This window comes from Chryseobacterium endalhagicum (assembly GCF_016745235.1).
Lineage (GTDB): Bacteria > Bacteroidota > Bacteroidia > Flavobacteriales > Weeksellaceae > Chryseobacterium > Chryseobacterium endalhagicum.
Map to the genome: position 1 here is coordinate 88,210 of NZ_JAELVM010000002.1, position 15,055 is coordinate 103,264.

Here is a 15,055-nt window from a genome sequence, read left to right on the forward strand (position 1 = left end):
AAAAACTAATGCTGCGGTATGAATAAGTTTGATAAAGCTTATCTAAAGATGGCCCAGGAGTGGGCAAAACTATCCTACTGTAAGAGAAAACAGGTAGGAGCTCTTATCGTAAAAGATAGGATGATTATTTCAGATGGTTACAACGGAACACCTTCGGGGTTTGAAAACTGCTGTGAAGATGGAGAGGGAAAAACACACTGGTATGTACTTCATGCGGAAGCCAATGCGATATTAAAGCTGGCCGCTTCCACTCAGTCTGCAAAAGGCGCAACGTTATATTTAACGCTGTCGCCCTGCAAAGAATGCAGCAAACTGATTCTGCAGGCAGGAATTACAAGACTTGTGTATATTAATGAATATTCAGACGACGACGGTATATCGTTCTTGAGAAATCATAACATTGAAATAGAACAAATATCGGACTGTGAACTAAAAAAATAAGCACAAATGACTTGGGATGAAAAGATCAAAGATTTTGAAATATTTCTTCGCTTCGAAAGAAATTTTTCAGAAAACACGCTCGATGCCTATATTCGAGACATCAAAAAATTAAAAGATTATGCCATAGTGGATCTGGAAAACGTCGGTCCGGATGCTATAGGCTACGAAAACTTACAGGAGTATATCTTCAATCTTTCCAAACAAAAGTTCAGTGAAAGATCGCAAGCAAGATGGATTTCTTCCATAAAAGCTTTCTTCAAGTTTCTGCTTGAGGACGAGTACCGGGAAGACAATCCTGCGTCACTGCTTGAAGGCCCAAAACTGGGATTATATCTTCCTGACACCTTAAGCCTGCCTGATATCAACAAGATTATCGCAGCCATTGAGGCCAATTCTGACCTTGGAAAGAGAAATCACTGTATTATCGAGGTTCTTTACGGATGCGGATTGCGTGTCTCGGAACTTATTGACCTTAAAATTTCGAACATCAATTTCAAAGAACAGTATATCAAAGTACACGGAAAGGGCAACAAGACCCGTTTCGTTCCTTTGGCAGATTATACTGCTGAACTTTTGGAAACGTATATTAAAGAAGTACGTTCGAACAGTAAGATCAATAAAAAGTATGAGGATACGCTGTTTCTTAACAGCCGCGGGACATCCATGTCCAGAGTGATCGTATTCCTGATCATTAAAGAACTTACGGACAAAGCAGGCGTAAGCAAAAAAATATCTCCACACACGTTCAGACATTCTTTTGCGACCCACCTGCTACAGAATGGCGCAGACCTTCGCTATATCCAGGAAATGCTGGGACATTCCAGTATTACCACCACGGAGATCTATACCCATCTGAAGACAGAGGAACTTCGGGATGTTATCCTGAGTTATCACCCGAGAAATAATATCAATATTGCTCAGTGAAATTACGTTCCATCTGGCCTTTAAAGAAATAATAGCAAACAGATGAAATTATTGAAATACTGCCCAAGCTGCGGCAAAGAAAGTCTTCACTGGGACGGTGAAAAGAAATGGAGCTGTCCGGAATGCGGATTCACCCTATACAATAATGTAGCCGGCGCTGTAGCCGTTGTCATCAGGTGTGGGGATGAAATTTACCTTACCAGAAGAAACCGAGATCCTAAAAAGGGAAAACTGGATCTGGCGGGAGGTTTCGTAGATCCAAAGGAAAGCGCAGAGGAAACATGCAGAAGAGAGCTTTTTGAAGAGCTTCAGCTTGATGTGGATATTTCAAATTTAAAATATTTAACCAGTCTTCCGAACATCTATCAATATAAAGAAATTGATTACAATACGATCGATCTTTTTTATGAGTACAATGTTCAGGAAAAATTTGAGGTGAATCTTGAACTTTCTGAAATATCAGAAGCCGTCTGGATTCCTTTGAATACATTGAATCTGGATGATATTGCTTTTGATTCCCAGAAAAGATTTTTTGAGGAATATATAAAGAAATAATTTTTGTAACCTACACTCCCGCAGATTTTGCAGATGGCAGATGGTATTTACCCAACTGTTAGTTTGTGAAATTTGCGGGAGTTTTTTTTTGCGGAAGATTTAAAGGATGGACATTATGGGTTTAAGAGAGTTATGAGTTATAAATGATGAGTTATGAGTTTCAGAAGTACAGAATTTGGGGGTTGAAAGTATATGGGTGTAACAGTTAGTTCTGGTATAAACCACGAAACCCACATCCCGAAACGTACTGAGCTGATAAAATTCCTGCGAAAAGTCTCAAATCTCCAATTTCACATCTGAAATCTGATGTCTGATGTCTGATGTCTAAAAAAATATTTTAACCTGAACTCAGTTTTCTAGTAAGATTTAGATTTCAGCATCTCTTCGAAGTACTGCACCATTAATGTTCTTTCTGCCTCAGACAGATTGGCTTCTTTGTGATACACAATATAGCCAGGCATAGGCATCGCTTTGCTTTGAATGGTCTGAATAGACTTGTTCAGCATATTCTCTTTCAATTCCTTGTTATAAGTTCCCCAGACTGAAAAATTGAGATGTTCCCGACCTTCGTTGATATGGCTTTTTACAGACCACGAAACAGGTGCGAAATAAGCATATTTAGGATAGACCGTTTCATTGGAATGACAGTCGTAGCAGGCTCCTTTGATCAGACCGCTGATTTTTACAGGTGTCTTTTTGGAATCAATAAAATTCACTTTTTTATCTACTGGTAGATTCACTCTGTCTACAGGAATAAACTGGATGATTGCAAAAGCGACCAGCGTCCAGAATAATACTTTTTTTACCGTCTTCATACTTCTATTTTACCGGCGTCAGTACCGCTTTCCCGGAATCTGACTTCAGTTCTTTTTTTACATCTTCCTGTTGTACGGGCGGTTTCGGAGTTTCCTCTACAGGAGCAGGTGTTTCAGGTTTTGGAAGGACTCCTTTAGGATTGTCAAGCGTTCTCGTGTCTTTAAGGTCCCAGTCTTCTTTGGTTTCCCATAAAGGTCTCACAATTGCTTTTTTATACAGCACATAGGAATCTTCTGCAAAGGTTTCCGTTTCAAAATCGGCTACGTCCCAGAATTTATTTCCGTTGTTGTCTACCCGTATTCTGACTACATATTCTCCTGGTTTGAGAATGTCAAATTTCACTGCGTTTCCTTTGGTATACCTTGAATAAACCACTTTATCCGACGCATCCAGTAGCTGGATCCAGTAACTGGCTTCCGGCGCATTGATAATATTAAATGCAAGACTTCCAAACTGATCCACTTTATCTACTTCAAAATCAAATCGCTTGGACTGGAAGTTTTTGGCATAATAAGAGGAAACGGTTTCTTTCGGAACGGTAAGCTGATATTTTTTACCGGTTACAAAATCGGAATGAATCACAATCTGGTACGGATCTGTTTCTGAAATTTTTGCTGTAAATTCCTGAGTGGTTAAGCTATCACTTTTCAGGGTCCATTTTTCAGGACTTAACTTATCTATGAGGTAGCCGGATCTTATCTTAAAGTCAGAATTCGGGGCTAATGTAGGGCCTCCGTTATCATTCTCCAGATCCATTGCATTTTTCTTGTTGTATTTATAGAACACAGACACCGTATCCTGCTTGCTGCCGATATCGTAACTGAATTTAAGATTCTCAGTCGTAGTCTGCCCGACATCGCTTTTCACAGCATCGAACCATATCCTTACCGTATCTGATTTTGGATGGTGGGTCACTTTTATATCTTGAAGTTTATCGTTGATAGAAGCTACTTTAACGCTTTCCGGATTGCCTTCAAATGTCATGACAATTCCTCCAGGGTTTTCCTTCATCTCAATATATTTCAGAGGCTTTTTAGAAGGATATACTTTTAAATTCAAGCCTGAAATAGATTTATCAAAATCAATTGCTTCTTTCTGGAAACCGATCTTTTCTTTCCCCGGATCGTACACGGAATTCGAGTTTTCATCTTCAAAAGCAATGATCTTATATTTTCCCGGGGTAAGATAATTAAGCTCATAGTAGCCATCTTCATCCACTTTGGTAATATAGTAAGGCTTTTGTTTATAATTGATGGTATCTTTTACCTGATAAAGGCCTACAACAAGCTTATTCTCCCCTTCTTTCTTTTTAATGGCAGTTACATCTGCTATTTCACCACTGATGTAAAGATCATTCAGTTTTTCACCCGTAGAAAAAGCAAAATTGAAATACCGGAGGATATTCGCCTCATTATTATCTGCAATCGAATTACCGAAGTTAAAGTTGTAAGTGGTATTGGCCTGAAGAGTATCTTCCCATTGGATCATCACAAATTTATTCGCGATATTGGAAGGAAGGATCCGCTTTATATTTTTGATAGGCGGCGATATGATCAGGTTTTTATTAATATCCTTTAAGGTAATATATTCATCAAAATCAAGCCTGAGCTCATGAATATCCCTTTTCACATTGACTCTGGTGGTGTCAATATTTGAACTTAAAAACTTTGGAGCTATGGTATCTTTGGGACCTCCGACTGGAGATCCTACCCTTGCACACGAATGCACAAGAAAGCAGATAACGAATAATAGAAGAAGTCTTTTCATAGATGTTTAAGCAAAATTAAACATTATTCTCCAAAAACTTCATGTCCGGCATTCAAAGTATCTTTATTGTCGTTCATTACACTGTGTAATTTATCTTTCTGAGCAGGAAAATCCTCGAATAATCCTGATAATGAAAGTGCTGTGTACACTTTACCGGAATATTTATTTCCTATGGCCACAATGGTCACCTTTGACTTCAGAAGGTGGGCAAATACCGAATTGGTCCCATGCCACCAGCCATTATGATACGTAAGTTTCTCCCCGTTATCAAAAATTTTCATTCTGAAACCAAGACCGTAATTATTCATTCCGGCTTTTTCGTTGCTGTAGGGCGTGAAAACCATCTGCATCAGGTCAGGCTTCAGGAAATCTTTTGAGAACATGGCTTTAGAGAAGTTGTAAAGGTCTCTTGGCGTTGTATACACATTTTTGTCCCCGTAAATAAGATCCAGACGGTCCAAAGGATAAAGTCTGTTCCCTCCGTAATAAAAAGACTGTGCCGCCGTAGGAATGTCTTTCTCCTGGAAAATATAGGTATGCTCCATTTTCAGAGGCTGAAAAACCATTTCCTTCATCGCCTGAGGAAAAGGTGTTTGGGTGATCTTCTCTATCAACAAGGCAAGCATCGCAAAATTGGTATTGCAGTACATAAAACCTGTATCCGTATCTCGCGCCAGATCCGGTTTATATTTGATGATCATATTCAGGACATCCTGATTCGTGATAAATGGTTTTGAAAGTTCTGCCGGAGCCGGCTGTATTTTGGGAATAAAATATTCGTATTTCGGGAGTCCGCTCCGCTGATCCAGCAAGGTTTGTACAGTGACATTCGGATAAGGAAATCCAGGGAAATATTGGGTAAGAGGATCAGACAGTTTAATTTTTCCTGCTTCTACCAGTTTCAGCATAGCCATTGCCGTCAGCGTCTTTGAAACAGAAGCCACGTGCAAAGGTGTATTTTTATCAATAGGCATCTGGTTTCCTTCTCTTCCAAAACCTCTGTAATTTTCGTACAGAATTTCGTCTCCTTTTGCTACGAGTATTCCTCCGCTAAGGTCTCCGCCTTCCCAGATTTTTTTATAATATTGATCGATGTATCCCGTGAGTATTCCTTTGTCACCAAGCTGGCTGTCGGCTTTTGTAAAAACACCGTCCAGATCTACGTTTCCATAGTTCGGAAGATTGGTTGTATTTTCAGCTGAAGCCTTTTTGGAATCAGCCTCTTTTTTACAGGAAATAAGGGATAAAAAAACAGTTACAATAAGTACAAAATTACGCGTCTTCATGAGTATCAAAAAATGAGCAGCAATTTAATAAAACTCAAAATAAATTCTCAATCCGGAACATACATTATGAATTATTTAACATAAAAGCAGAAATTACAAAAGGGTAAAAAGAGAAAGAGCTGAGCAGGCAAATGATTGTTGTCCTTCTCAGCTCTCTTATATCTTTGTAATCTTTGTCAAGGTTTAAAATCTTGACAAGGATCATTTTACAATTCCTCGTGGCTTAGCAGTATGATGCTGTTATTTTATCCACAATCACCTGCGCCAGCTTCTCTTTGCTCTGATGCGTCCAGCCGGCAATGTGTGGGGTTACAATTGTTTTTTCAGATTCCAGAAGATATTTGAGATCTTCGTTTTCTGTTTCAAGGTTTTCGAAGGATGCTTTTTCATACTCAAGAACATCCAGACAGGCACCTTTTACTTTTCCTGATTTCAAAGCATCAACTAAATATTTAGTTTCAATGTTTTTACCTCTTGCCGTATTCACGAAATAGAAGTCTTTTTTCATTTCTGAAATAAACTTTTCATCGACAAGATAATGGGTTTCAGAAGTCAGAGGAATGTGAAGGCTTAAGATATCCGCAGAGGCCTTTAATTCTTCTAAACTGACCTGTGACGCATATTCATCGGATAGTCCGGGAAGGATATCATGAAAAATAACTTTACAGCCAAAGCCGGAAAATCTTTTAGCCGTAGCTTTTCCCATATTTCCGTATCCGATAAGTCCGACGGTTTTTCCAAGCAGTTCATCGCCTCTGTTTTCTTCACGAAGCCAAATTCCGTTCTTTACCTCCTGGGAAGCAATGAAAAGACGGTTCATAAGAATCAGCAGCATTCCTACCACATGTTCTGCGACAGAATCTCTGTTGCCTTCCGGAGAATTGATCAGTTGAATTCCCAGCTTTTCGGCGGCAGGAATATCTATATTTTCCATTCCGGCTCCTACTCTGGCGATGAATTTCAGATTTTTTCCTTTTTCCAGAAAGTTTTTATCTAAAGGAATCCGGCTTCTGATGATGATTCCGTCGTAGTTTTCAATTTTATGGCAAACCTCATCGTATGAAGAGGTAAAATCCTCTTCCAGCACAAAATTTTTAGCCAGAAGCTGTTCTGTGATGAGAGGATGGTTTTTATCTAAAAGGAGAATCTTCATTTTTTAACACGAATAATTATATAAAACGTGATTTTATTTTTTATCCTTCTTTGTTTCCTTTGTATCTTCAGGTTCCTGGAATAGTTTTTTTAGCTCTACAGATTCCAGAGGTTTCATTCTTCCGGAAAGGATCAGGGAAAGTTCTTTTCTTCTGAAAGCCGCAGCATGTCTCTGTTTTTCCTCTTCTGTTTCCGGAACCATATCCGGGATTGGAATAGGACGGTTGAACTCGTCTACTGCAACGAATGTATAAATTCCTTCGTTGGTATGAATTTTCTTCTGATTGATCGGGTCATCCAACCAAACATCCACATACACCTCCATAGAAGTAGAGAACGCTCTGGAAACTTTGGATTCCAAAACCACGACTCCGCCTTCAGGAATCGGATGGTTAAAAGAAACGTGGTTAACAGATGCCGTTACCACTCTTCTTTCACAGTGTCTGGCTGCAGAAATGGAAGCACAACGGTCCATTTTTGCCAGAAGCTCGCCTCCGAAAAGGTTTCTTAAAGAATTGGTTTCGTTCGGAAGAACAATATTGGTCATGATGGTCAGAGATTCTGACGCTTTTTTTACTTTTGCCATTGAGTCTTAGTGTTGTTTTGAACTGCAGGAACCGGCTTTACACCTTTCGCTGCTGGTTTTGATAATGAATCTTTTTTCAGGGAATCTGAAACGGCTGCTTCCGGTTTTGGAACCACTTGCTTTACCGTGTCTTTTGCAATTCTATGGGTAGAAGTCTGAACTGAAACCTTATCAAAAGATTTTTTTCCGAAGAGCAATTCTTGTTGGGTAAATGCCAGATACAGAATTCCCAAAACAGGAATCACAAGCAGGAAGATCCAAAGAATGGATTTCTTGAATTTATAATCTTTCTCCCGGTTCTCTGTGGTACTGATCTTTTCCCCGTTATTGATATCCGAAAGCCTGATTTCTTCAAGGCCGTAAAAGTCAGGATGCCCTGATTCTATTCTCTGTCCTTTGAAATGGGTATTATCTTCTACAATATTGATCATTCCGAGGTTCTGAATTTCCAGAAACTGGTCTGCCTGAAGTTTTTTCTTCCAAAAATCAGTCTGAATCTTAAGATCACTTTTGGAAGCGTCAAGAGACATCTGTTTTTCTCCGGCTATAAAAGCAGCCAGCTCGTCAGACTGTATCTCATAATCCACCGCAAAAACGATCTCGCTTGCCGGAGGAAGGATACTTCCGTTATCGGAATTGATAATTGCCTTGGAGTTTTTAAGTGAAAACACACCGAAGCCCGGAACCGTCACAGTTCCAAATTGTTTCAGATATTCTAAAATGTAAGCTGAAATATTCATTTGGCAGCAAATTTATAATTTTTTCGGGACTTTTTAATGACATTTATCGGATATAAAAAAGACTGCCGCAACAGTCTTTTGATTATTCCGCACCAAAACGGAAATAGTTTATTTAAATAGTTAAAGCATTGTCGAAAAGGCTAAAAGGTTAAAAGGAGAAAGGACCAATTTGCTGTTTTGCCGTTTCGCTTCCCCCGCCTATTGAATCTTCCAGCTTATCCCAAACATAAAATTAGTTCCTGCCTGTGAAAAATAATAGGGATCACCGCTGTAAACGGCTCCATTATTCACATACTTTTTATTGAAGAGATTATTCACCAGTAATTTTAAAGCAATATCATTACGGGCTATGGTAAACTGATATTGTGCATTGAAATCGGTCAGGAAATAATCTTTCAGTTCCAGGTTTTTATCTCCCGTATTATCCAGATTCTGTTTTCCTACATATTGATTCATTAGAGCAAACTGGAAACTTTTGGAAGGATTAAATTTCAATCCAAGATTGGCAATAATATTCGGTGAGAATGAAATATCGGTATCACCAAGGTTTTGAAGAACGCCATTCTTTTTAATGTTAAAATCAAGGTTTCTGTTCTGGCTAAGGCTGACATTTCCATTAACCTCCCATTGCTTGGAAAGTCTGGCCAGTGCTCCGATTTCAACCCCTCTTCTGTAGCTTTTTCCTGAATTTGTTCTGATGAATGCGCCTACATTGTTCAATTGTCCGTTCAGTACCAACTGATTCACGTAGTACATATAATATAGATTAGCCGTTAAGGATACAACCCCGAACTGCTTTTCAATACCTGCTTCGAAATCGTGAAGTTTTTCAGCTTTCACTTCATTATCGCTCATCAGGTCATCCCTGTTGGGTTCACGTTGCGCATGAGCATAGGAAAGGAAAACCTTACCGTTTCCGATTTTGTAATTCACTCCGGCTTTTGGATTGAAGAAAAGCCAGTTTTTATCAAGATTTCCGCCTTCTCCATCTCCTGCAGTCAGAATTTTCGTCGTGTAATCTATATTTCTGAGCTGAAGATCTCCAAAAAATTCAAAACGGTCGCCCATTCTCCATAAAGCTTTTGCAAAACCTGCAAATTCTGTTTTTACAGAACGGTTTCTGTAGTACTCATACTCATTGATCTGCGGGAAATAAACACCGGTCACATTTCCAAAATGACGCCCGTAATACTGGTTCACTACCACACCAAAGTTCACATCTACATTCTCAAGCTTTCCATACAATGTGGAAACAGCACCGTAAAAATCATTATCCAGCCATTTTTTTCTGATAAAATCGGTTATTTCCACCGGAGAACCATTCACTACAGGTATCGGGAGGTTATAGTTGGAATAATGCGTAGCTTCTACATCCGTTTCATCCACTCTTTTGTAATTCTCATAATATCCTCTTCCTTTGGTATAATGAAGTGTTGTTTCTAAATTCCAGTTATCATTGAATTTCTGCTCCCATAAAAGCTGGTAGTGATTCTGTCTGTAATTATCCGTTTCATTATCATAAAACTTCTCCTCTCCCGTCAACAGATCCGTGTACTGCCCTGAATAATTGAATTTTGGATTGGTTTCCCAAGTCGGACGGTCAATTCCGTTCCAGGCCTGGTATGTTTTTTCTTTTCCTCCGAAAGCCATCAGACGAAGCCTTGTTTTACCTTCTTCAAATAATGCCGTGAAGTTATAGGAATCCAGATTGGAAGACGCCCTGTCGATATATCCGTCAGAATGAATTTTTGTATATCTACCCATCACCGAAAGTCTGTTTTTCCAGAATTTCCCCGAACCCGCTTCCGCTGAATATTTATAGGTATTAAACGAACCATAACTATCATCCGTCTTGAAATACATCTTCTCATCAGGTTCCTTGGAGATCACATTAATGCTCGCTCCAAATGCAGAAACCCCGTTATTGGAAGTCCCTACCCCTCTCTGGATCACAATTTGTGAGGCTGAACTGGTAAGATCCGGAACATTGACGAAAAACGTCCCCTGACTCTCAGAATCGTTGTACGGAACCCCGTTCATCATCACATTGATTCCTCTTCCCGCAACTCCACGGATCCTGAATCCAGTATAACCGACCCCGTTTCCGGCATCAGAAGTAGAGATAATGGAGGTTTGATTTTTCAGGAGGATCGGAAGATCCTGACCCAGATTTCTACTGTCTACATCTTTCTGAACATTGATGATTTCCTTAGCAACAGGAAGTCGCTTTGTAAAATTGACAGCTTCTATTTCCCTGATTTTCAGAGAATCCTTATTTTGCGCCTGGATAAAGGCTGCAGCGCCTACGGTAAGGCCTAAAAAAAATAATCCCTTCATTCTATAAATCTTTAAAATTTACTGAATAAAAGGGGCGGATTAAGCAATGTAACAATTTATTAATTTAACAGTCTAGCAATGAGAATTGGTATATTGTTACACTGTTCCATTGGTACATTTTCAAAATTCCCTAAACAGCATTATCCGTTCCAGGTTCATTGGGTATAATCTCAGCCTGTTAAAGCACCCCTTTATTTCAGCCGCGAAATTACGAAAAAAATGTGAGATGTGAGAGCGGGGTTACAAGGTGCGGGTTTCCAGGGTACGGGTTGCGGGATTCGGGGTTTAAGTTATGGAGGCAAGTTGGACAATATACATCTGTTCAATTTGCCGGTTCTGCGTGAGACCAAAAAGCTAAAAGCCAGAAGCCAGAAGCTTACCGCCTGTTGCATTAATACGTCTTATTCCTCACATCAATATAATAATAATTCGTTCCGTCTTTTGTAACTTCAAACATCTTACCCAGTTTCCAGCTGAAATTTCTTTTTATATTGGCATATTCGAAGGGAACAATCACCTTGTTGTTCACATCTATGACACCGAATTTATCATTATGGGAAGCTACAATCATAGGATCTGCGGTGTCATCACCTTCCATAATATACAGGTACTGATATTGCGGATAGATCTGGTAATCTCTGTAATCTGCTGCATTCATGAACTTTGCTTTTTCAATGATCCCGTAAAAACCGTTCAATACATAAGCCTGATACAGCTGCTGCTTGTATTCTTCAAACTTACACTTTCCTACGTCTGAATCTTTGAACTGGTAGACCCTTTTCCCGGTTTTATCTACCCGGTAAGAAATCATATCTTTTTCTACTGTGGCATATTCTTTAGTCCCAAATTTTCTTACTTTTTCGTTGGGAGAATTCAGCAGGTTGCAGTCTTCATAGAAAAAGACAGCAATATGATATTCAGGTTTGATGATAAATTTACCCTTCTGATTGACATACCCGAACTTTCCGTTTTCTTTTTTGGGGATAAGGACCGGAAGATCCTGACTGATGATCACAAGATCCGGATTCGGTTGAGTCCCTTTGGAAACCTTCTTTACGGGAGTTTTTGTGGTGTTCTTAACCGGAAATTTTTTCACCGATTTCGCCTGTGAAAAAATGAAAATCGAAATAAAAACACACAAAAAATTAAGGATATTTTTCATAATCATCATTTGCCTGCAAAATTACGGCCAAATATAGAAAATATCAAATTCATATTTATAAAGAATCTAAATAATTTCATCTCTATAAAATAGTAAAATTTCGTACTTTTGGGAACCTTTTTAATTGTTTGATAGCTAAAGCTTATCACATTAAAAAAAGAGTAGACTATACTGACTCTTACTCCGGGCCTATTGCATATCAGAAATAGTATTGAATGGTATTCTGTACAGACCGGTAAACCAATAGCGGTATACCTCTACATTTAACTATTGAAAAGACTTCTATTATTATGAATATGTATCAGGATTACATCCAGGAAATTGAAGAAAGAAAAAACCAGGGGCTTCATCCAAAGCCAATTGACAGTGCTGAATTATTAAGTGAGATTATTGCACAAATTAAAGATACAGCTAATGAATACAGGGCTGATTCTCTTAAATTTTTCATTTATAACACTTTACCGGGAACCACAAGTGCTGCCGGCGTAAAGGCTAAGTTTTTAAAAGAAATCATTCTTGGTGAATCCACAGTAGAAGAAATTTCACCGGCATATGCCTTTGAATTATTGTCTCACATGAAAGGCGGTCCTTCTATTGAAGTATTGCTGGATCTGGCTTTAGGAAATGATATTTCTGTTGCCAAAGAAGCGGCAAATGTTCTTAAAACCCAGGTTTTCCTTTATGAAGCGGACACTAACCGTTTGAAAGAAGCATTCAACAACGGTAATGCAATTGCAAAAGATATTCTTGAAAGCTACGCAAAAGCTGAGTTTTTCACTAAACTTCCTGACGTTGCCGAAGAAATTAAAGTGGTAACATTCATCGCAGGTGAAGGAGATATTTCAACAGATTTACTTTCTCCGGGTAACCAGGCTCACTCAAGATCAGACCGTGAACTTCATGGTAAATGTATGATCACGCCTCAGGCACAGGACGAAATCAGAGCACTTCAGGCTCAGCATCCTGACAAAAGCGTAATGCTTATCGCTGAGAAAGGTACCATGGGTGTAGGTTCATCAAGGATGTCCGGAGTAAACAACGTTGCTCTCTGGACAGGAAAACAAGCGAGCCCATACATTCCATTTGTAAACATTGCTCCGATCGTTGGGGGAACAAACGGTATTTCTCCGATTTTCCTTACGACTGTTGATGTAACCGGAGGTATCGGTATCGACCTTAAAAATTGGGTTAAAAAACTTGACGAAAACGGAAATCCGATCCGTAATGAAAATGGGGATGTTGTTCTTGAAGAAGCATACTCTGTAGCTACAGGAACCGTTCTTACCATCAATACAAAAACAAAAAAATTATATAACGGCGACCAGGAATTAATTGACATTTCCAAGGCATTTACTCCTCAGAAAGTTGAATTTATCAAAGCTGGCGGTTCATATGCCATCGTGTTTGGTAAAAAACTTCAGACGTTTGCAGCTAAGCTTTTAGGTACTGAAGCTCCGGTTGTTTTTGCGCCTTCAAAAGAAATCTCTCACGAAGGACAGGGTCTTACTGCTGTAGAAAAAATCTTCAACAGAAATGCAGTTGGAACAACGCCTGGAAAAGTATTGCACGCCGGTTCTGACGTTCGTGTACAGGTTAACATCGTTGGTTCTCAGGACACCACAGGTCTGATGACCTCTCAGGAATTGGAATCCATGGCAGCAACGGTGATTTCTCCGATTGTTGACGGTGCTTACCAGTCCGGTTGCCACACCGCTTCTGTTTGGGATAAAAAAGCTCAGGCCAATATCCCGAAACTGATGAAATTCATGAACGAATTTGGTTTGATCACAGCCCGTGACCCGAAAGGTGAATACCACGCGATGACTGACGTAATTCACAAAGTTCTTAACGATATCACTGTAGACGAGTGGGCGATCATCATTGGTGGTGACTCCCATACAAGAATGTCCAAAGGGGTTGCTTTCGGAGCTGACTCAGGAACCGTTGCCCTTGCACTGGCTACAGGAGAAGCATCTATGCCGATTCCTGAATCCGTGAAGGTAACGTTCAAAGGAAATATGAAAGAACACATGGATTTCCGTGATGTGGTTCATGCTACTCAGGCGCAGATGCTGAAGCAGTTCGGAGGAGAAAATGTATTCCAGGGAAGAATCATTGAGGTTCACATCGGAACACTTCCAGCTGACCAGGCATTTACCTTTACAGACTGGACGGCAGAGATGAAGGCAAAAGCTTCCATCAATATTTCTGAAGACAATACTTTAATTGAATCACTGGAAATTGCGAAAAGCAGAATCCAGATCATGATTGATAAAGGTATGGATAACCACAACCAGGTTCTTCAGGGATTAATTAACAAAGCAGATAAGAGAATTTCAGAGATCAGATCTGGTGAGAAACCAGCTTTAACTCCGGATTCTAACGCAAAATATTATGCAGAAGTAGTTGTAGATCTTGACGTAATCGTTGAACCAATGATTGCTGACCCGGATGTAAACAACGAAGATGTTTCCAAAAGATATACCCACGATACCATCAGAGATCTTTCTTATTATGGCGGCGAGAAAAAAGTAGATCTTGGATTTGTAGGATCTTGTATGGTTCACAAGGGAGATTTAAAGATTGTTTCTCAGATGCTTAGAAACATCGAAAAGCAGCAAGGTAAGATAGAATTCAATGCACCTCTTGTAGTAGCAGCTCCAACGTACAACATCATCGACGAGCTAAAAGCAGAAGGAGACTGGGAATTTTTAGAAAAATATTCAGGTTTCGAATTTGATGATAATGCTCCTAAAGGCGAAGCACGTGTTGAATACAAAAACATGATGTATCTTGAGCGTCCGGGATGTAATCTTTGTATGGGTAACCAGGAAAAAGCGGCTAAAGGAGATACCGTACTGGCAACTTCTACCCGTCTTTTCCAGGGAAGAGTCGTTGAAGATTCCGAACGTAAAAAAGGTGAATCTTTACTGGCTTCCACTCCGGTTGTTGTACTTTCGGCTATCATTGGAAGAATTCCTAATATCGACGAGTACAAAGCTGCCGTTGAAGGCATTGACCTTACTAAATTCGCTCCACCAATTAAAGAGCTGGTTCAGGTTGGCCACTAATAGAATGTAACGATAAGTCTCAGGACTTTTAAAAATTATATGATTGAAAGATTTTAGTCCTGCGGGATTTAAAATCTTTCAATTTTTGTTTAGAACCTTTCCATTTAAGACCTGTTAAGAATTATTTTAAATGAAAGTGAGAAAATAAATTCCATTTTTTTCTTAACTTGATAGACATAAAATATCCTTGCTATTGATCAGAATTATCCTTTTTATAA

Annotated in this window: 12 protein-coding genes; 4 read left to right on the plus strand and 8 right to left on the minus strand. The window is 39.3% G+C overall.

What is annotated here, in order from left to right; all coding sequences use genetic code 11:
• Positions 1-18: 18 nt before the first annotated feature.
• From JET18_RS10700 to JET18_RS10710, 3 genes are read left to right on the plus strand one after another with little or no spacing between them, the layout of a single operon-like run.
• Complete coding sequence (locus JET18_RS10700) at positions 19-441, plus strand: deoxycytidylate deaminase (RefSeq protein ID WP_034692520.1); 423 nt, start codon at positions 19-21, stop codon at positions 439-441.
• A 6-nt stretch (positions 442-447) separates the two neighbouring features.
• The gene (gene xerD, locus JET18_RS10705; RefSeq protein ID WP_202090916.1) at positions 448-1,365 is read left to right on the plus strand and encodes a site-specific tyrosine recombinase XerD; all 918 of its coding nucleotides are present in this window, start codon (positions 448-450) and stop codon (positions 1,363-1,365) included.
• 42 nt (positions 1,366-1,407) lie between these two features.
• Positions 1,408-1,920 carry an NUDIX hydrolase gene (locus tag JET18_RS10710; protein ID WP_202090918.1) on the plus strand — a complete coding sequence of 171 codons (513 nt, stop codon included), beginning with the start codon at positions 1,408-1,410 and terminating at the stop codon, positions 1,918-1,920.
• Positions 1,921-2,276: 356 nt separating this feature from the next.
• Here JET18_RS10710 and JET18_RS10715 read toward each other — a convergent pair whose 3' ends face one another.
• The 8 genes from JET18_RS10715 to JET18_RS10750 all read right to left on the minus strand — a co-directional run bounded on the left by JET18_RS10715 (position 2,277) and on the right by JET18_RS10750 (position 11,700).
• Positions 2,277-2,735 (minus strand): heme-binding domain-containing protein, encoded by a 459-nt coding sequence (locus JET18_RS10715; protein ID WP_202090920.1) that lies wholly within the window; start codon positions 2,733-2,735, stop codon positions 2,277-2,279.
• Between the two features lie 4 nt (positions 2,736-2,739).
• On the minus strand, positions 2,740-4,503 hold the full coding sequence (locus JET18_RS10720) for an Ig-like domain-containing protein (protein ID WP_202090922.1): 1,764 nt from the start codon (positions 4,501-4,503) through the stop codon (positions 2,740-2,742).
• A 23-nt stretch (positions 4,504-4,526) separates the two neighbouring features.
• Positions 4,527-5,789 carry a serine hydrolase domain-containing protein gene (locus tag JET18_RS10725; RefSeq protein ID WP_202090924.1) on the minus strand — a complete coding sequence of 421 codons (1,263 nt, stop codon included), beginning with the start codon at positions 5,787-5,789 and terminating at the stop codon, positions 4,527-4,529.
• Between the two features lie 223 nt (positions 5,790-6,012).
• Positions 6,013-6,942: a 2-hydroxyacid dehydrogenase gene (locus tag JET18_RS10730; protein WP_202090927.1), complete on the minus strand. Its 930-nt coding sequence runs from the start codon at positions 6,940-6,942 to the stop codon at positions 6,013-6,015.
• A gap of 33 nt (positions 6,943-6,975) precedes the next feature.
• Positions 6,976-7,527, minus strand: a complete 552-nt coding sequence (locus JET18_RS10735) for an acyl-CoA thioesterase (RefSeq protein ID WP_202090929.1) — start codon at positions 7,525-7,527, stop codon at positions 6,976-6,978.
• Complete coding sequence (locus JET18_RS10740) at positions 7,515-8,267, minus strand: HU domain-containing protein (RefSeq protein WP_202090931.1); 753 nt, start codon at positions 8,265-8,267, stop codon at positions 7,515-7,517. The genes JET18_RS10735 and JET18_RS10740 overlap by 13 nt, the downstream gene beginning before the upstream one ends.
• 198 nt (positions 8,268-8,465) lie before the next feature.
• Complete coding sequence (locus JET18_RS10745) at positions 8,466-10,604, minus strand: TonB-dependent receptor (protein WP_202090933.1); 2,139 nt, start codon at positions 10,602-10,604, stop codon at positions 8,466-8,468.
• 391 nt (positions 10,605-10,995) lie between these two features.
• On the minus strand, positions 10,996-11,700 hold the full coding sequence (locus JET18_RS10750) for a WG repeat-containing protein (RefSeq protein ID WP_317193254.1): 705 nt from the start codon (positions 11,698-11,700) through the stop codon (positions 10,996-10,998).
• 356 nt (positions 11,701-12,056) lie between these two features.
• Here JET18_RS10750 and JET18_RS10755 point away from each other — a divergent pair, with 356 nt between their 5' ends.
• Positions 12,057-14,837 (plus strand): bifunctional aconitate hydratase 2/2-methylisocitrate dehydratase, encoded by a 2,781-nt coding sequence (locus JET18_RS10755; RefSeq protein ID WP_202090938.1) that lies wholly within the window; start codon positions 12,057-12,059, stop codon positions 14,835-14,837.
• The last annotated feature ends 218 nt before the right edge of the window (positions 14,838-15,055 follow it).